18 protein-coding genes, 1 tRNA gene and 1 pseudogene are annotated in these 18,188 nt (G+C 57.3%); 13 read left to right on the top strand and 7 right to left on the bottom strand.

The genetic code is table 11. The features are described from left to right. Nucleotides 1–12: 12 nt before the first annotated feature. Nucleotides 13–669: a lipoyl(octanoyl) transferase LipB gene (gene lipB, locus ACR0KW_RS02815; protein ID WP_480803637.1), complete on the bottom strand. Its 657-nt coding sequence runs from the start codon at nt 667–669 to the stop codon at nt 13–15. Nucleotides 670–708: 39 nt separating this feature from the next. Beyond that, the gene (locus ACR0KW_RS02810; protein WP_480803636.1) at nt 709–1,368 is read right to left on the bottom strand and encodes a DsbA family oxidoreductase; all 660 of its coding nucleotides are present in this window, start codon (nt 1,366–1,368) and stop codon (nt 709–711) included. Between the two features lie 143 nt (nt 1,369–1,511). Here ACR0KW_RS02810 and ACR0KW_RS02805 point away from each other — a divergent pair. The 6 genes from ACR0KW_RS02805 to ACR0KW_RS02780 all read left to right on the top strand — a co-directional run bounded on the left by ACR0KW_RS02805 (nt 1,512) and on the right by ACR0KW_RS02780 (nt 7,809). Beyond that, nucleotides 1,512–1,598 (top strand) — tRNA-Leu (locus ACR0KW_RS02805). A 147-nt stretch (nt 1,599–1,745) separates the two neighbouring features. Then, nucleotides 1,746–2,729 (top strand): glycosyltransferase family 2 protein, encoded by a 984-nt coding sequence (locus ACR0KW_RS02800; RefSeq protein ID WP_480803635.1) that lies wholly within the window; start codon nt 1,746–1,748, stop codon nt 2,727–2,729. A gap of 5 nt (nt 2,730–2,734) precedes the next feature. After that, complete coding sequence (locus ACR0KW_RS02795) at nt 2,735–3,670, top strand: hypothetical protein (protein ID WP_480803634.1); 936 nt, start codon at nt 2,735–2,737, stop codon at nt 3,668–3,670. Continuing rightward, a complete protein-coding gene (locus ACR0KW_RS02790) occupies nt 3,670–5,661 on the top strand; it encodes a tetratricopeptide repeat protein (protein ID WP_480803633.1) in 1,992 nt (663 codons plus the stop codon). The genes ACR0KW_RS02795 and ACR0KW_RS02790 overlap by 1 nt, the downstream gene beginning before the upstream one ends. A gap of 134 nt (nt 5,662–5,795) precedes the next feature. After that, a complete protein-coding gene (locus ACR0KW_RS02785; protein ID WP_480803632.1) occupies nt 5,796–6,794 on the top strand; it encodes a glycosyltransferase family 2 protein in 999 nt (332 codons plus the stop codon). Between the two features lie 31 nt (nt 6,795–6,825). Further along, nucleotides 6,826–7,809: a hypothetical protein gene (locus ACR0KW_RS02780; RefSeq protein WP_480803631.1), complete on the top strand. Its 984-nt coding sequence runs from the start codon at nt 6,826–6,828 to the stop codon at nt 7,807–7,809. A gap of 3 nt (nt 7,810–7,812) precedes the next feature. Here ACR0KW_RS02780 and ACR0KW_RS02775 read toward each other — a convergent pair whose 3' ends face one another. Continuing rightward, nucleotides 7,813–8,118, bottom strand: coding sequence for a DUF6476 family protein (locus ACR0KW_RS02775; RefSeq protein ID WP_170324579.1), 306 nt, complete (start codon nt 8,116–8,118; stop codon nt 7,813–7,815). Here ACR0KW_RS02775 and ACR0KW_RS02770 point away from each other — a divergent pair. Together ACR0KW_RS02770 and rpoH are read left to right on the top strand one after the other, a co-directional pair. Further along, entirely contained in the window at nt 8,117–9,151 is a 1,035-nt protein-coding gene (locus ACR0KW_RS02770) for an RluA family pseudouridine synthase (RefSeq protein WP_480803630.1), read from the top strand. The genes ACR0KW_RS02775 and ACR0KW_RS02770 overlap by 2 nt on opposite strands. A gap of 145 nt (nt 9,152–9,296) precedes the next feature. Continuing rightward, nucleotides 9,297–10,193 (top strand): RNA polymerase sigma factor RpoH, encoded by an 897-nt coding sequence (gene rpoH, locus ACR0KW_RS02765; protein WP_170324581.1) that lies wholly within the window; start codon nt 9,297–9,299, stop codon nt 10,191–10,193. Between the two features lie 47 nt (nt 10,194–10,240). On the opposite strand, the gene ACR0KW_RS02760 is transcribed toward rpoH, so the two are convergent. From ACR0KW_RS02760 to ACR0KW_RS02750, 3 genes are all read right to left on the bottom strand, one after another. Beyond that, nucleotides 10,241–11,320, bottom strand: coding sequence for a fasciclin domain-containing protein (locus ACR0KW_RS02760; protein WP_480803629.1), 1,080 nt, complete (start codon nt 11,318–11,320; stop codon nt 10,241–10,243). A 207-nt stretch (nt 11,321–11,527) separates the two neighbouring features. Next, the gene (locus ACR0KW_RS02755; protein ID WP_480804188.1) at nt 11,528–12,427 is read right to left on the bottom strand and encodes a dipeptidase; all 900 of its coding nucleotides are present in this window, start codon (nt 12,425–12,427) and stop codon (nt 11,528–11,530) included. 17 nt (nt 12,428–12,444) lie between these two features. Beyond that, nucleotides 12,445–12,705: a hypothetical protein gene (locus tag ACR0KW_RS02750; protein WP_480803628.1), complete on the bottom strand. Its 261-nt coding sequence runs from the start codon at nt 12,703–12,705 to the stop codon at nt 12,445–12,447. 152 nt (nt 12,706–12,857) lie between these two features. On the opposite strand from ACR0KW_RS02750, the gene ACR0KW_RS02745 reads away from it, so the two are divergent. The 5 genes and pseudogenes from ACR0KW_RS02745 (at nt 12,858) to ACR0KW_RS02725 (ending at nt 16,287) form a co-directional block, all read left to right on the top strand. Next, a complete protein-coding gene (locus ACR0KW_RS02745) occupies nt 12,858–13,832 on the top strand; it encodes a Gfo/Idh/MocA family protein (RefSeq protein ID WP_480803627.1) in 975 nt (324 codons plus the stop codon). Between the two features lie 59 nt (nt 13,833–13,891). Beyond that, nucleotides 13,892–14,161, top strand: coding sequence for a DksA/TraR family C4-type zinc finger protein (locus tag ACR0KW_RS02740; protein ID WP_170324585.1), 270 nt, complete (start codon nt 13,892–13,894; stop codon nt 14,159–14,161). A gap of 12 nt (nt 14,162–14,173) precedes the next feature. Further along, a complete protein-coding gene (locus ACR0KW_RS02735) occupies nt 14,174–15,049 on the top strand; it encodes a DMT family transporter (RefSeq protein ID WP_480803626.1) in 876 nt (291 codons plus the stop codon). Nucleotides 15,050–15,189: 140 nt separating this feature from the next. Then, nucleotides 15,190–15,459, top strand: a pseudogene (locus ACR0KW_RS02730) (DksA/TraR family C4-type zinc finger protein). Nucleotides 15,460–15,615: 156 nt separating this feature from the next. Next, complete coding sequence (locus ACR0KW_RS02725) at nt 15,616–16,287, top strand: Crp/Fnr family transcriptional regulator (protein WP_480803625.1); 672 nt, start codon at nt 15,616–15,618, stop codon at nt 16,285–16,287. Between the two features lie 54 nt (nt 16,288–16,341). Here ACR0KW_RS02725 and ACR0KW_RS02720 read toward each other — a convergent pair whose 3' ends face one another. After that, a complete protein-coding gene (locus tag ACR0KW_RS02720; RefSeq protein ID WP_480803624.1) occupies nt 16,342–18,162 on the bottom strand; it encodes a M3 family oligoendopeptidase in 1,821 nt (606 codons plus the stop codon). Nucleotides 18,163–18,188: the final 26 nt, after the last annotated feature.

Here is an 18,188-nt window from a genome sequence, read left to right as displayed (position 1 = left end):
TTCGTTATCGGGTCAGGCTTGGACCGGCTGGAAACAATCCGAGAAGGTTTTTTGCAGGGCGACGTCGACATCGGCCATCGTCACGGGCAAGCCCAGATCGACCAGCGAGGTGACCCCATGCTCGGTAATGCCGCAAGGGACGATGCCCGAGAAATGCTCGAGATCTGGTTCGACATTGATCGAGATACCGTGAAAGCTGACCCATTTGCGCAGGCGCAGCCCGATGGCGGCAATCTTGTCTTCGGCGGGCTGGCCGGTCGCGGTCAGGGGCTTGTCGTCCCGGCGCACCCAGACGCCGACGCGCCCGTCGCGGATTTCACCCTGCACGTTGAATTCCGCCAGCGCGGCGATTACCCAGTTTTCCAGCTTTTTGACAAAGCCCCGCACGTCCTTGCCGCGTTTGTTCAGGTCCAGCATGACATAGGCCACGCGTTGACCAGGGCCGTGATAGGTGTATTCCCCGCCGCGTTTGGCTTCATAAACCGGAAACCGGTCAGGGTCGGTCAGGTCTTCGATCCGGGCCGAGGTGCCTGCCGTGTAAAGCGGCGGATGTTCCAGCAGCCAGACGCATTCTTCTGCCTCTCCGGCCGCAATCGCGGCCACCCGCGCCTCCATAAAGGCGACAGCCTCGTTGTAATCGGTCAGCCCGTCTGTGATCTTCCATTCCATGACGGTTCCTTATCGCGCGGATGCGGTAAGCGAAAGGGGTCAGGCTGCCTCGGTCAGGCAGCGTTGCAGAACCTGAGCATAGGTGTCGGTACCCTGCGCCCCGGTCAACAGGTATTTTCCGCCGAACACCATCGACGGAACGCCCGAGATACCCCGGCTAGTCCAGAACTCCTGCTTTTCGCGAACAGCGGCGACATGCGTGCCGGATTCGAGCGCGGATCGCGCGGTGCCGGCGTCCAACCCGGCCGCAGTAACCGCATCAAGCAGGACATCAGTTTGCGAGACGTCTTTTTGGTCGGTGAAATACGCTTGGAACAGCGCCAGCTTCAGCGGATGCTGTCGGCCCTGAGATTCCGCCCAGTCCAGCAATTGATGCGCCGCAAAGGTGTTCACCATTCTGCTGCCATCGTCGAAGTTGAACGCAAACCCCAGTTCCGCGCCCAACTGCGTCAGCCGATCCCGGGCCTGCTGGCTCTGTTTGGCGGTTGTTCCATATTTCTCCATGATATGCTCGCGCAGGTTCTGACCTTCGGGCGCCATGTTGGGGTTCAGTTCAAACGGATGCCACCTGAGGCGCGCCAGCACGTTTTCCTGCTGAAGGGCCAGATCAAGCTGCCGAAACCCGACAATGCACCAGGGGCAGACGACGTCAGAAACAATGTCGATCCGAACGACGGGGCGGGGATCGGTCGAAGTCATGTCCAGGCTCCTGACTGGGTGATGGGGGATACTGTGCAGCTATAGATATGGGTACAGAAAGGGAATTCAAACCGGCGTGTTTTTTGCCTCTTCACATCCCGATCATCAGCGTCTATACGCCCCTCTACCAAGTCATTGGCAGTGCGGTCGTGGCGGAATTGGTAGACGCGCAGCGTTGAGGTCGCTGTGGGGTAACTCCCGTGGAAGTTCGAGTCTTCTCGACCGCACCATTCTCATCAGACAATCTGGCGATTGGCCCGTTCGGGGCGGGTAGAGTTGCACCAGTTTGCCGTGGATTATCTTTGTCGTGATTTCCTGTCTCGCCCACGCCCTCGGGGTTGTGTATGACGAACGTCAATAAAAGTCGGGAAGTTTTGATGTCGCAGGCCATAACCGTATTCTCCACGATGAAGAACGAGGGCCCCTACATGCTGGAATGGGTCGCGTTTCACAAAACGCTGGGCGTCGACCACTTTGTGATTTTCACCAACGATTGCGAAGATGGCACCGACGACATCGCCCGTCGATTGCAGGAACTGGGGCTGGCTACCCATGTCTCGAATGAGGTGAAAGAGGGTGGCAATCCGCAGCATCAGATGTTGCGGCGAGCGCGGCGTCAGCCCAAGGTCAAGGAAGCCGACTGGCTGTTGTGTCTGGATGTCGACGAGTTCTGGAATATCCGCCATGGCAACAACGGCTTTGACGCATTGATCACCGAGGTCGAAAGCCGCGCAGGTCAGCCGGTGGATGCGATCTCATTCGCGTGGAAACTGTTTGGAAGCTCCGGAAACATCAGCTTTGAAGACCGTCCCGTAACCGAAGCCTTCGCGATGGGGGATCAGGAGTTTCCCTATCACTCGGGGCGCGCCTACGGTCTGAAGACCCTGTTTCGAAACAACGGCAAGTTCACCCGGTTTGGGCCACATCGTCCGAAGGGTGTGGAAGAGGGTAAAGAGGCTGAGGTTGCCTGGTCTGATGCCGGGGGCAATCTGCACCCGGCTGATAAGGTGGGGTGGCGGGCCTGGCCGGGTTTTGACCACTCGCTTGGGCGTCTGCACCACTATTCGGTCCGGTCGCTGGATGGGTTTCTGATCAAGCGTGACCGGGGGCGGACCAACCATATCAAAGTGGATCAGGGGCAGTCCTACTGGCAGGACATGAACGCCAACAAGCAGACCGACCCATCCATTCAGCCCATCGCGCGGCGTGCGGCACCGCTGCTGGCGGAGTTGAAGGCAGACCCGCTACTGGGGGATTTGCACGCCCGGGCCTGCGACTGGCACCGCGCAAAGATCGCCGAGATCAAAATGCGTCCGGACTGGGTGGATTTCCGGATGTGGCTGACGGACAATCTCATCTGAGGATCATGGCAAACGACCTTTCGAAAGAGCAGTTGAAACCCGAGCACCCTGATCGCAAGACGGGGTACGAGCGTATTCTGACCGATCCTGCGCCGCCGTGGTTTGTTGAACTGTATCCGGGGGGCGACGGGGCCGGGTTTCTGCAAAAGCTGGAACGCCATTCGGTGCTGTTTCATCAGCGCTCCGCGTCGCATCTGGTTGTCAGTTTCGACAATATCGCCAACGCCAACGATCTGTCCTTTGCGCGCGAACCCTGGGGGTGGAAGTTCTTCCGGGATGAGGGCTGGTCCCACATGGGCGTCTTTGCCCGCACCAAGGCGTGGTATCGCGACCCCGAGATCATCTCGTATTTCCAGAACCGCGCGGCCGAGGGGTTTTTCGACCAATTCGATCGCGTCGTCTTTGCCGGTGCCTCGATGGGCGGGTTCGGGGCGTTGACCTTTTCCGGGCTGGTCCCCGGTGCCCAAGTGATTGCGTTCAACCCGCAGACCACGTTGGATGAACGTCTGGTGCCGTGGGAGACCCGGTATCGCTTTGGTCAGGTTCAGGACTGGGACCTGCCTTTGGGGGACGCGGCGCAGACAGTGAAGACGGCGGGCAAGGCGTATGTGTTCTATGATCCGTTTTTCGACCTCGACAGGCAGCAGGTCACGCGGTTGCAGGGTGAAAACGTCGTATTGCTCAAGACGTGGTTTTCGAACCACTTCGCCGCGCCGATGCTGCGCAAGCTGGAAATTCTCAAGCCGGTTATGCTGAAGGCGATGAACGGGTCTCTGACACCGGACGAGTTTTACCTGATGATGCGCGCGCGCCGCCGTCTGCCGATGGTCATGCGCGCCATTGAGGCGCAGGCCGGGGAGCGTCACCCGCAACTGGTCCGGCAGGCCCGCCAAAGGTTCCGGGCGCTGCGTCGCGCTGCATTGGCCGAGAGCGCTGAATAATGCCAGCAAAAGGGGTGTTCATCGGACAGCGCAAGGACCGCATGGGCGCGCGCCTTTTGATGATGCTGACCTGTATCCGTCTGGCCGAGGATTTTGGCACTTCGTACAAAGTGAACTGGTTTCCGCAGGGATCGGACGCGCCCGAGCTGGACCAGCCGCAGGAACTGTTCGCGCAGGATTGGATAGACGCGCGCTTTCTCAGTGGAAAGCAATTCGACCAGCTTGCCAAAAAGGCCCTGCCAATCTGGGCATTTCAGAACGACAAGTCTCCGGATCGGCTGATTGCGCATCTTAACGCGGGTCGCTCGGTTCTGGTTGAGGAGGGGTTCGAGGTGCTGGCTTTCCCCTGGGAGGATATCGAGGCGATCCGCCCGCGATACCGGGACTTCATCCATCAAATCGGTTTCACGGACGAAATCCGCGCCATCATGGCTCGCGCGGATGAAAAGCTGTCGGGGCAGGGGGTTTCGGCCTATCACATCCGGCGCGGCGACATTCTGAACGGGTTGCCCTGGAAGCACACAACCTGGCCAGCCAAGATCGAACCGGAAGAGCTGTACGAGGCACATCTGGAGAAAACCGCCGGGCAAACGGCCATCATGTTTTCAGATCAGCCCGAGCTGATCACCCGGTTCCAAAGACGCCACCCCGAACTGTTGCGGATGACGGACATCGCGGATGTATCCGATATGACGCGGGCGCAGCGCGACTTTCTTGAACTGTATACGATGTCGCGGGCCGATCAGGTGATTGCGCCTGTAATCTCAGCCTTTTCGATGGCTGCTGCCCGGATATCCGGACAGCAGCGAAAAGTGTTTCGCGATGTATTGAGTGATGAAGAGTTCCAAAACGCAAATGAGCGTGTTGTCCAGAGGCTGAAACAGGGAAGCGGTGGGTTCTTAAATGTTTCAGAGGCGTCTCATATCTACGCCAAATCCTTGTTCCACATGTTCCAGTTTGGTTCAAAAGATCGCTCGCAGGAGGCTCTGGACCTTGCTGAGCCCCTAATGAAAGCCGGAGCTGACAACGCCTTTATGCCATTGCTCCAGGCCCTGAATCTTTTCTATCTCGGTCGATGGCATGAAGCACTGTCGATGTCGGAAGAAGCCCTGAAAAACGACAACCTTTGGCCGGAAGATTACGCGGTCCTTTGCGCATTGCAGTGCGCGGTTTTAGGGCGGTTGAAGAAAAGGTGGCGCGCAGCTCGGGCATTTAGCCAGGCGTTTTGGGCGAAACCTCTAAGGCCAGACGTCATCGTTCTTGGTTCGCGTGCATTTTACAGGGATCAATTGGCCTTGCGCGTGCTTCCGCCCACAGATTGGTCCCTACAAAAATCAATTAGGCGACCATGGTTCAACTTCAACGCTCATCTGGCTCAACGGAAGGCACTGATAAGGCTGCCGTGCAACTTTGATTTTGTGCTCTTTGACTGGTCTGATTTGGCGCTGGACCAAAAAGCAAGGAGATTGTTCAGCAATCCTGCCCGTCTGGAACTCCTTGCTGAAAGTATGGAGAGAGCAACGGATGTACCAGTTGATGACCCCCGTAGAAGTAGCTTTGAGGCGGCTTTACAATCACATATGGGCCAGTTGTCACGATCCGAGGCCATAGACATCACGCGAGGGGTTGTTTCACGAAACCCAGATAACCCTTTGTACTATAAGAGGCTTTCCGAACTCTACGAATTGGAAGGCGATTTCCAACGTGCGCGTCTGACTATGGCAGAAGCTTTAGCGTGCGATCCGGATAATGCCTTCTTGATTTTCGCAATGGGACGCTTTTTGGAAAGAACGGGTTCGTCTGAGCAGGGTGAAAATCAACTCCTGCAGGCAGCTGATGTCGACGATGCAACTGCATCCATTCAAGGTATGGCCGGGCAAATTCACCTGCGGCGAGGAAACAAGGGAAAGGCAAGGCTTTACCTGCAAAAGGCGCATGAGCTGTTCCCGCCCTATAAGCGTTTCGCAAACCAATTGGCACGTACACAATGAATAGGGCGCGGTTGTTCGAAATGCGGCGGTGGATTGCCCTTGGGTGCAGAGGTCAGTAGTTCTAGTGTATGGTCCGAGCAAAGCCGCAGAGTTTCGGACGTAGGTAAAAAAGCGGCGACGCATGAGGTTATAAAGTGTCTGAGCAGGCCCCCCGTTATATCAGTGTGACCCCGATGAAGAACGAGGGTCCCTTTGTGCTGGAGTGGGTGGCCCACAATCTTGCAATCGGGGTCGATCAGATTGTAGTGATGACCAATGATTGTTCCGATGGGACCGACGCGTTGCTGCAACGTTTGCATGACCGGGGCATCCTGACCCATGTCGACAACAATTCGCGCCGCCAGACTAGCCCTCAGAAACGTGCGTATAAGAAATTTCTGAAGATGGAGATCGCGCGGCCTCAGGATTGGGTTCTTGTGATCGACGCTGACGAACACATCAACGTCAAGACCGGTGACAACACACTTCGGGCGCTGACCGACGCTGTGCCGGACGCGAAAACGATCTCGATGACGTGGCGATTGTTCGGGAACGCCGGTGTCCTCAGGTATGAAGACAGATTTTTGTCAGACCAATTCCGCAAGGCGGCGCCGCTCAGGATTTTCCGCCCCCCGCAGGCCTGGGGATTCAAGACGATGTTCCAGCGCGAGCTTTGGGGCACGTTGGGCGTTCACAGGCCGAAACGCCCGACCGTCGAGACAATGGAAGAGTGCCATTGGTACAACGGTTCGGGGCAACTCATGCCAGAGCGATACTTTACCGGCAGTTGGCGATCGGCTCGAGATTCTGTCGGGTATGATCTGGTACAGATCAATCACTACGCCTTGAAATCCTGCGAAAGCTATTTGATCAAGAAAATGCGTGGTCGAGCCCACCATTTGGGCGAAAGCCTTGGCATGGACTATTGGAACATGATGAACCACAACGCCGAGGAAGATGGCTCGATCGATGCCATCCTCGATCGCAAGCGCGAGCAGTATTACGAACTGCTCTCGGATTCCGAGACGGCCCGATTGCACCACATGTCCTGTGACCTGCACAGACAGAAGATTGCGCAGCTGCGCGAGCAACCCGAGATGCAAGACCTGATGCAGCGGATGACGGCAGATTTTGTGGCCAGTCATAGCGAATGAGCGGGATCACATCTGAAACAGGAGGCATCTGATGCTTTGGCTGCATTTGGGTATGCCCAAGACTGGCACGACTGCGCTTCAGGGATATGTGCAGCAAAACAAGACGCAGCTTGCCGATGTCGGGCTGCATTATATGGAAACCGGTCGGCGGCGGAATGAAGGTCAGGGCCGTCTAGCGATCAGCCACAATATTATCGCCTTTCATATGAACCAGACCAGTCAGCCGATGGACACGTTTCGTGAGGCAATGGCCGTCGAATACGAGGCGCACAGAGATCAGACCTGTCTGGTGTCATCCGAAATGTTCTATAGCTGCGACCTGAGCAGGCTGGCGCAGGTCTTCGCGGAAATCCCCTCGCGCGAGTTGCGGATCACCTACTATTGCCGCAGGTATTCCGATTTCCTCGAAGCTGATTACAAGCAACGCGCCAAGAACGGTCGTTTGGGGGGCAGTGCGACCGACTATGTCGAGAACTTGCTGAGCAGGATCAAGGCTGACCCGAGTATCTACGGTTTTGCAGCAAAACTGGATCGAATCCGCCAGGCCTTTCCAGGTGTCGCCATCGTGCCGATTCTTTATGATCGGTCTCAGATGGTGCAGGGGAATGTAGTCGACGATTTCATGTCGCGTATCGGAGTGTCCTTGCCCGATGGCGGTGTGGCGGAACGGCCCTCAAACTTGTCGCAGTCGCGAGCCGCCAGCGAGGCCTTTGGCATAGTGTCCCGAGCGCTGGGCCGTCAGGCAAGTCGGCGTCTGCGTCGACGTGTCGTCGAAGATCCGGTCATGATCCGAAGCTACGATGTATTGGAGCCGCAGGAACGGGCCTGGCTGGACGAATTTGTCGCCAGCCATGATATCGCGTTCCAGCAGGAGTTTTTCCCCGAGCGGCCTCAGTTGTTCGACCCCGTTGAGCTGAGCGAAGACGATCAGAAATTCCGCCGGGACACGGCCCAGGAATATGACGCCCTGCGCCGCGCGTCCGAGATCGTGTTCCGCATGGCGCTGGAGAATTGAGCGTCAGGGCTCGATGGTGATTTCCTGACGCTGACGGCCGGTTGTCTTGTCAAAGATCAGAATGCGGTTGTCATCTGTCACCACCGCATACCAGTTGTTGCCGATGGTCACGGCCTGCGCCTTTGCGCCGTCGGGCAGCTCGACCTGATCGGGCAGTGTGGGGGTTCTGTCCGATAGCCGGATGACAATCAGTGCGAATGTCACTAGAACCCCGCCAATCATCACCGCGGTCAGCAGCATGACCATTCTCCGCAGCAGGCGAAGCTGTGGCGTTTCCTGCGGTTCTTGGGGTTCGGAAGGGACAGTCATGGGCACCCGTCAGATTGAATTTCAGATCGCGGCCGATCCGCCGCCTCGCCTTGATAAGGCGCTTTCGCGGGATGTGCCAGCCGAGGAAAACCTGTCGCGGACACGGTTGGCTAAGCTGATCGACGAAGGCGTCGTTCTGATAGACGGAACAGAGGTGCGCGACCCCAAGGCCAAAGTTGCCGAAGGGGCCTCGGTATCGATCACCGTGGCCGAGGCCGAGGATAGCCATATCGGCCCCGAGGACATCCCGCTGGAGGTTGTTTTTGAGGACGCTGACCTGATCGTCATCAACAAACCGGCGGGCATGGTCGTGCATCCTGCACCGGGTTCACCGAACGGGACACTGGTGAATGCGTTGCTGCATCATTGTGGCGATGACCTGTCTGGGGTGGGCGGGGTAAAACGTCCAGGTATCGTGCACCGCATCGACAAGGAGACCAGCGGCCTTCTGGTTGTCGCAAAATCGGACGCGGCACACCACGGGCTGGCTGCTCAGTTCGAGGCGCACACGGTCGAGCGGTATTACCGCGCGATTTGCTACGGCGTGCCTGATGCCAACGACCCCCGCCTGCGTGGGGTGAAAGGCGTCAGTTTTGAACCCGGCAATATCATGCGTCTGACCACTCAGTTGGCGCGCCACAAGACCGACCGGCAAAGACAGGCGGTGTTGTTCCACGGTGGGCGTCACGCTGTCACGCGCGCGCGATTGGTTGAGACATTCGGAAATCCCGCAGGGCTGGCACTGATCGAGTGCTGGCTAGAAACCGGCCGAACGCACCAGATTCGTGTCCACATGGCCCATGCCGGGCATGGTCTGGTGGGGGACCCGGTCTACGGCGGCAAGCGCAAGCTGGCGGCCAAGGCGTTCAGTGCCGCAACCTCCGACGCCGTGCGTGCCTTTCCACGTCAGGCGCTTCACGCTGCTGTTTTGGGTTTTGAACACCCTGTAACCGGTGAAAACCTGCGCTTTGAGGCCGAGTTGCCGGAAGATATGCAGAAACTGATTGAACAGCTGCGCGCGCCGCTGACATAATGCGCAAAGTTACGTGAATAAGGCTTTCTTAGGTTTCCTTTATCGTTCGTTAATTCCAAACTGTTAACGGTACCTCTTGAACGGATAGGGGTGGCTTCCCATATCCATGTTAACGACTTAAACATTTGTCGGAGGGACATGAAACATGGCAAATTACGCAAATCTCCCCGCGCCGACGCCGGAAGGCGGTCTGAACCGCTATATGCAGGAAATTCGCAAGTTCCCGCTGCTGGAACCGGAAGAAGAGTACATGCTCGCCAAGCGTTGGGTGGAAGAGCAAGACACTGAATCGGCTCATAAAATGGTCACCTCGCACCTGCGACTGGCGGCCAAGATCGCCATGGGCTATCGCGGTTACGGCCTGCCGCAGGCCGAGGTGATTTCCGAGGCGAATGTGGGCCTGATGCAGGCGGTCAAACGGTTCGACCCGGAAAAGGGCTTCCGTCTGGCAACCTATGCGATGTGGTGGATCCGCGCCTCGATCCAGGAATACATCCTGCGGTCGTGGTCTTTGGTGAAACTGGGTACGACCTCGGCGCAGAAGAAGCTGTTCTTCAACCTGCGCAAGGCCAAGGCCCGCATCGGTGCATTGGAAGAGGGTGACCTGCGTCCTGAAAACGTCGCGCAGATCGCCAATGACCTTGGTGTGACCGAAGAGGAAGTCATCAGCATGAACCGCCGGATGTCCGGCGGCGATGCCTCGCTGAACGCGACCGTCGGGTCCGAGGGCGAAGGCACGATGCAGTGGCAGGACTGGCTTGAGGATGAAGATGCCGATCAGGCCGGCGACTATGAGGCGCGCGATGAACTGGACGCGCGGCGCGAGTTGCTGGCGGCTGCTCTGGACGTGCTGAACGACCGGGAAAAAGACATCCTGACTCAGCGCCGTCTGATGGATCAGCCCGTCACGCTGGAAGAGCTGAGCACACAGTACAACGTCAGCCGCGAGCGCATTCGTCAGATCGAAGTCCGCGCTTTTGAAAAGCTGCAAAAGAAGATGCGTGAACTGGCGCGTGAAAAAGGAATGCTGGGCACGGTCTGATACCGGCCCAAGCAAAGAAAGCCCGCCTTGAATGGCGGGCTTTTTCGTTAGGCGAAGACAAAATCGCTTTCGGACAATTGACCGGCCCTTACGCCAATCAGGTCTATGCTGTCGCCATCTCCCAATTCGATCGTTGCGCCGTAGAACCCGCCCGAGATGTGGTCTTTGATGTCCTCAAAGCTGTGAATGCCGTCATAGGCGCTGAGGTCGATCTTGTCCTTGCCGACCTTGAAGTCGAGGATAAGGTCCTCTCCGTCGCCATCGTCGAAGAAGAAGGTGTCGTGCCCGCGGCCGCCGATCAGAAAGTCATCGCCGGCACCGCCATCGATCAGATCCTTGCCGCGACCGCCAAAGATAGAGTCGTCGCCTTCGTCGCCGCGCAGGATGTCCTTTCCGCGGCCACCAAACATGATGTCATGTCCCGTGCCACCCAGGGCAACATCATTGCCACGCCCGGTGATGATGAAGTCATTGCCGCCACCGCCATGCACAAAGTCCTGACCGCGCCCGGTAAAGTGAAACTCGTCTGAGTCGTCACCAATGATGAAATCCGTGTTCTTCTGCCCCAGAATACCGGTTACCGAAACCGGCAACAGCACTCCGTCAAGCACATGGATGATCCCGTTCGAGGCCTCGACGTCGAAGGCAATCAGACCGGGGTCAGCAATGCCGGGGTCGGCGTCTTCAAGGCTCGGAGGAGAGCTCAACAGGTTCAACTCCAAATTTGTACCCAGCAAGGTTTCGATCTGGGCACCGTCCCCAAGACTGACGACAGCTTCTTTGGTAAATGACCCATCGACGACGTGATATTTGAGGATGTTGGTCAGCAAGGGCAGGGGGTCACCGCCGCCCAGCAGGGTTAGCGCCTTCACGATGTGCCCAAGCGCACCGGCCTCATCCGAGCCGCCGTAACCCAAGGCCTGAGCTAGGGCCACAAAGGCCGCATCTGTCGGCGCAAACACGGTCAGATCGACCGCGTCGCTGTCCAGTGTTCCGGCAAGTCCCGCCGCGATAACTGCTTCGCGGAGGATGTCAAAATCCCCGCCGTCGTTGTCGAATGTTCCCGGGTCTCCGCTGATTTGAATAACGCGTTCTGTGATCGTTGGTCCGTCTGTCATGTCTGGCATTTCGGTTAATCTCCCACCCTGGTTGCCACCTTTGACTGGGAAAGAGCCTGCAAGAGCACCTGTTCCCATCGTCGATACAATTGGTACGGAGAGAGCCGAAAAACGGATCACGAAATTCGGATGTCGAGATTTAAAACGGTGGGGTTTCCCACCGGTTCGGGCATGAATACTAATCGTGAAATCATGCGGTTACGGCGAAAATTTAATCTAGTTCAATTGTTGCCTGAAAACGCGAACCATGTTCTCGCCCATCACCTTACGAACCTGCGTTTCGGTGAGACCCTGCGCCAGCAAGGCCGATGGCAAAGCAGCCAGTTCCGAGGTGTCAAACGCCGTTTCGACCGAGCCGTCATAGTCCGACCCCAGTGATACGTGATCCTCGCCCACGGTCTTGATCGCGGCTTTGATCATCTTGGCGATGCCCGTCGGAGTGATATCGCCGCAGGTCACATCCGCCCAATAGCCCATGCCGATCAAACCACCTGTTGCGGCGATATCCTGCATCAGATCGTCCGGAAAGTTTCGTTTGACCGGGCAGAATCCGTGAAGACCGCCATGGCTGACAATCAGCGGGACGTCGGTCATAGCGATCACCTCTTGCGCAACCTGCGGGCTGGAATGGGCAAGGTCGATGACAACGGGGCGCTGCGCCAGTTCGGTTACTACCTGACGGCCAAACTCGGTCAGGCCAGCGTCGCCAAAGCCATGCAGCGATCCGCCCAGTTCATTGTCGAAAAAGTGGTGCAGGCCAAAGACGCGGTGCCCGGCGTCGAACAGGGTGTCTAGATTGTTCAGGTCACCTTCCAATGCGTGCGCACCTTCGATGCCCAGAATGCCTCCGACAACCGGTTGGCCTGCGGCACGCGCGGACAGCACAGTGTCCAGATCGGCCCGGGTTTTTATGACCTTCAATTGCCCGTCCGAGGCAGCCTCGAACTGGTGCAGCTTTTCGGCCTGATAGATGGCGCGTTCCTTTAAGCTATCCCAGGTGCGCAGGGGCCAAAGCTGTCCGATTGCAAGAAGAGTGATGTTGTCGAACGCCTCGGCCGAGTTTGCCTCGTAATTCTGTCCAGTGGGGGATTTGGTTACGGCGGTAAAGACTTGCAGGGCAACGTTGCCTTCGATCAGGCGGGGATATCGACCTGACCCCGTGTGCCGCGCTCGGTCAGATCACGGCTCCACAACAGCGGGTCTGCGTGCAAGTCGCCAATAATCAGGGTTTCGTGCAGGGCTTCGGCGTCACCTGATACATCAAAAGGGGCATGGTCGATCACACCGTTGCGTTTTGCTTCGATGTAAGGCGGCAGAAATCCGAAAAACACCACAGCGCCAACGATTACTGCAAGCACAAGCAGACCGCCTATCCATTTGAAGACCCTCTTCATTCTCACTCCCTCCCGACTGTTGGGGGCAGATTAGGGCGGTTCGGTACAGATAAAAGCCTGACTTAACGTCCGCGGGTTGTTAGAAGGGCGAGAAAAGAGTTGTTAGCGGTAACTTTAAGATTCGAGCGAAATCACGACTGTCGGAGGAACATATGCAAAAACCAGTTCAATGGGGTGTTCTGGGCGCTGCCAAGTTTGCGCGCCAATTCATGGCGCCGGCGATTCACGCAGCGGGTGGCGCGCGTCTGGCAGGGCTGGCCACGTCAAGCGCGGCCAAGGCTGAACCGTTTCAGGCCTATTGCCCCGATCTGACGGTCTATGACAGCTATGAAGCTCTACTCGCCGATCCTCAGATCGAAGCGGTTTACATTCCTTTGCCCAATCACCTGCATGTGGAATGGGCCCTCAAGGCGATGGGCGCAGGCAAGCATGTGCTGTGCGAAAAGCCCATGGCCATGACTGCGGCCGAGTTCGCATCACTGATCCAAAAGCGGGATGAGACCGGGCTACTGGCGGCCGAGGCCTATATGATTGTGCACCATCCACAGTGGCAGCTGGTGCGAAAGCTGATTGCGGATGGGGCCATCGGTAAGCTGGTGCATGTGACCGGTGCGTTCAGTTTTGACAATCGCGCGGATACCGGAAACATCCGCAACCGCGCAGAAACAGGTGGTGGCGGGCTGCGCGACATTGGTGTCTATGTGATCGGCAGCGCGCGCTATGCGACGGGGCAGGAGCCGGTACAGGTCAACTCTGCTATCCGGTGGGAGGACGGGATCGACACATTCACCGAAATCCGCGCGCAATTTCCGGGTTTTACCTATTCCAGCTATGTCTCGATCCGGATGCACCCGCATCAGGAGATGGTGTTTCACGGTGAAGGCGGTGTGATCCGTCTGACCGCGCCGTTCAATGCGCGGGTCTTTGGCGAGGCGCGGGTGGAGTTGCACCGCCCGAGTCTTGAGGTTCAGGTCACGCGCTTTCCGGGTGACGACCATTACAAACTGCAGGTTGAGGCGTTCTGCCGTTCGGTACGCGAAGGGGCAGACTATCCGTGCCCGCTGGAATTCTCGCGCGGGACGCAGGAAATGATTGATCGGGTTCTGGAAGGGGCCGTGTCCCTCTGACTTGCCACTTCCCGCGCCGTCGCGCTAATCTGTCGGGCACCTGATCAGGAGAGAGGCCCATGGCAGGCGGTTGGGCGCGCGATGGCGCGGTGAGTGAACAGATTGAAGCGTCCATTTCGGACGAACTGGCCCGGATGCAGGCGCAAAAGCGCCCTGTGGGGGACAGCCTGACCCATTGCGCCGAATGCGAGGAACCAATCCCCGAGAAACGCCGCTTGGCCTTGCCGGGCGTCAAGCTGTGCCTCGATTGCCAACAAGAGCGCGACGGGTCCTTTAAGGCGCGCGCGGGCATCAACCGGCGCGGCTCCAAAGACAGTCAGCTGAAATAAGCGGGCAGAGGGATGCCCAAAACCAACCTTCTGCAAAACGGTCTGGTTCTTGGGTTTCTCGCCGCATTCCTGTGGGGCACGCACAGCGTCATTGTCCGTTATCTGACCAGCGATCTGGGTGGGCTGCAAATCGCTGTTACGCGCCTGTTTATCGCGGCTCTGGCGATCTATTGCATGTTACGTGTGATGCGGGTTTCCGTCTCGATCCGGCTGGGGGACTGGAATTTTCGACTGGCCGTTTTGTCCACCGTGGTCAACTACATACTCTTCCATATCGGGCTCGAGCATACCGGTGCCGCCAACGCCATGGTGCTAGAGAACACAGCACCGTTTTTTGTTCTGGTATTCCTGTATTTCTTTGCCGACACGCCGGTCACACGCACCGACGTTCTGGCCACCGGTTTGGCCATTCTGGGTGTTTTTCTGACCGTCTACCAAGATTTTCAGGGGGGCGGAGAACCCTTGTTCGGCGATCTTCTGGAAATCGGGGCGGGGCTCAGCTGGGCGGTGTTTCTGATCTCCAGCAGCCGGGCGATGCGCAACTCGGAATCGACGGGGGAAAGGTTGAATTTCCTGTTCGGCATCTTCACGTGCTCGGGTGTGTTGTTGCTGCCTCTGGCCATGTTCTCACTGCAGGTGCCGACGGTTAATGACGTGGTGTTCCTGCTTTTGCTGGGGGTGCTGCCAACCGCGCTGGCCTACTATCTTTGGTATGAGGCCGCCGCACGGGTGTCGACGCTGACCGCAACATTGATGTTTGCTGCATCCGTCGTGTTCACCTTCATCAACTCGGCCATATTTCTGGGGGCTGCAATCACACCGATTGCAGCCATCGGAGCCATGTTGATCGTGGCCGCCGTATTTCTGACGACCAAAAGCCAGAAGTGATCAGTTTTCCATTGTTTACTGTTCGTCGATGAAACCCGAGATCATCGACAGACCTTTGCCCCAGAATTTGGGATCACTTGCGTTCTGCCGGAACAGTGCCAGCAGTTTCTTGTTTTGCTTCGAATTCAGAAGAAAAGTCCATGGCAGGCGGTTGGGTGCGCGATGGCGCGGTGAGTGAACAGATTGAAGCGTCCCTCTCGGACGAACTGGCCCGGATGCAGGCGCAAAAACGCCCCGTGGGGGAAAGCCTGACTCATTGTGCCGAATGCGAAGAGCCGATTCCCGAAAAACGCCGAATCGCCATTCCGGGCGTTAAATTGTGCCTGGACTGCTAGCAGGAACGCGACGGCGCAGTTCAATTCCGGGGCGGAATAAACCGACGAGGGTCAAAAGATAGTCAATTGAAATGACTGTTTTTTGAGCTCTTTAATCGCTTGTTGTTTAAGCGTTTTCGTTGCCGATTCTGAATTTGCCTCTAGATTACAATTAGTTAAAAATTGATCCATATCAAACTGATATTTGTTTGTTTCCGCTAGCACAGGTCAAGTTCTCAGCCGGAAGCCGCCATGTTTGACTTTAGCCAAGACGATCAACAGTCCAGCCCATTGCTGGAGCAATTGTCGCCAAAAGTGCGCAAGTGCCTGTTGTCTCGTGCTCAAAAAAGGTTTTTCACCCGTGGTCAGACGATCTGTTTGCAAGACGAACCGAGCCGTAAGTTGAAGATCGTTCTGGAAGGGTGGGTCAAACTTTACCGGGTTTCGCCATCAGGTCACGAGGCGATGTTGGCGATGCTTACAAACGGGCAGAGTTTTGATGAAATCTCGGCGCTGCATGGTGCGCCAAGCGCAGCCAATGTCGAGGCCGTTTCGGATTGCGAAATTCTGTATCTTGATATCTCTGCTGTGTGCGCTTGCCACGATGCCGCGCACGAGATCGCCGTGGCCGTGCTGTCCGCGGCGTCATCTCATTTGCACGAGATGATGCACGAGGTGGAGGAATTGAAGGTTCTGACCGGCTATGAGCGTTTGTGCAATTTTCTGCTTCGGTTGTCCGACAAGCACGGCGGTCAAAACAGGCTGGAATTGCCATTCGACAAGGTCGTTCTGGCATCAATGCTCGGGATGAAACCAGAGAGCCTGTCACGTGCGTTTGGCAAGTTGCGCAATATCGGTGTTGAGAGTGAATACAAATCCGTCATCATTCACGATCTCGAGCAGCTCAGAAGCGTTGTCGCATAACAAAACGCGCCCGGAGATCATCCGAGCGCGTCTGATAGGTTTGTGAGCGAGGGTTTACGCTTCCATTGCTTCCAACTCGTCGATGAATCCCGAAATCATTGACAGGCCCTTGTCCCAGAATTTCGGATCACTAGCGTCCAACCCGAACGGGGCCAGCAGTTCCTTGTGGTGCTTCGATCCGCCTGCGCGCAGCATTTCGAAGTACTTGTCCTCGAACCCTTCCGATCCGCTCTCGTAAACCGAATACAGCGCATTCACCAAGCCGTCGCCGAACGCATAGGCATAGACGTAGAAGGGTGAGTGGACGAAGTGCGGGATGTAGGCCCAGAAGGTCTCATACCCGTCCATGAATTCGAATGCCGGGCCAAGGCTTTCGGCCTGAACGCTCATCCACAGGGCGTTGATGTCGTCCGGGGTCAGCTCGCCTTCGCGGCGGGCGGCGTGGAGTTTGCATTCGAAGTCGTAGAAAGCGATCTGGCGGATGACCGTGTTGATCATGTCCTCGACCTTACCGGCCAGCAGAACCTTGCGCTGTTCCTGGGTTTCGGCCTGATCCAACATCTTGCGGAAGGTCAGCATCTCGCCAAAGACCGAGGCGGTTTCGGCCAGTGTCAGCGGGGTCGACGAAAGCATCTCACCCTGATCGGCGGCCAGTACCTGGTGGACGCCGTGGCCCAGTTCGTGCGCAAGGGTCATCACGTCGCGCGGTTTGCCCAGATAGTTGAGCATCACATAGGGATGCACCTCGGTCACGGTCGGATGCGCAAAGGCGCCCGGCGCCTTGCCGGGCTTCACTGCCGCATCGATCCAGCCTTTGCTGAAGAAGGGCGCGGCAATCTCACCCATGCGAGGATCAAAGGCGTTGTAGGCATCCATTACGGTCTTTTCGGCCTCGTCCCAGCCGACGATGCGCGTATCTTCCATCGGCAGTGGCGCGTTGCGGTCCCAGACCTGCATCACGTCCAGCCCAAGCCATTTGCGTTTCAGTTCGTAATAACGGTGGCTCAGCTTGGGGTAGGCGGCCACGACGGCTTCGCGCAGGGCTTCGACCACCTCGGGTTCGACGTCGTTTGACAGGTGACGACCGGTCTGAGCGGTCGGCATGTTGCGCCAACGATCAACGATTTCCTTTTCCTTGGCCTGCGTGTTGTGGACACGGGCAAAGGTCTTGATGTTGTCCTGAAATACAGCTGCCAGCTCGCGCGAGGCAGCCTCGCGTTTCGAACGGTCCTGTTCTGTCAGCAGGTTCAGAGTACCTTCGATGTTCAGCTCTTCGCCGTCGACGGTGAAGGTCAATCCGGCGATGGTTTCGTCGAACAGACGTTCCCACGCATCACCGACAACACCCAGATCGTGCAGGAACTTTTCCAGCTCATCTGACAGTTGGTATGGCTTCATCGCGCGGATGCGGCGGAACACCGGCTCATACCGGGCCAGATCGGTGTTGGCGTCGAAATGCGCTTTCAGCACGTCATCGTCGATGCGGTTAATTTCCAGTGTGAAGAACACCAGCGGTGTGGTGAAAACGGTGATCTTTTCCTGCATGTCCGACAGGAACTTGGCGCGTTCGGCATCGGTGGTCAGCTGATAATAGCGCAGGCCCGCGAAAGACATGATGCGGCCTGCAATGGAGTTGATTTTCTCGTTGCGCTTCACGCAGGTCAAAAGGCCCTCGGCATCCAGATCGGCCAGCTTGCCTTCGTAGTCCGCAGCAAAGGATGCGCATTCGCCCTCTAGCCAGTCCAGATCCCGCGACAGTTCCGGCGCGTCTTCCGAGCTATACAGATCGGACAGATCCCATTCCGGCAGGTTGCCAAGATCGCCGGTTCCTCCGGCTGCGTTTGCGTCACGGACGGGAAAGGGAAGGTCGCGCATGGATCACCTCGGTATATCTGCTTTCG

Source organism: Ruegeria sp. CG11, from assembly GCF_056537245.1.
The sequence above is the reverse complement of the archived record's forward strand: the minus strand, read 5'-3'. Positions and strand labels throughout refer to the sequence as shown.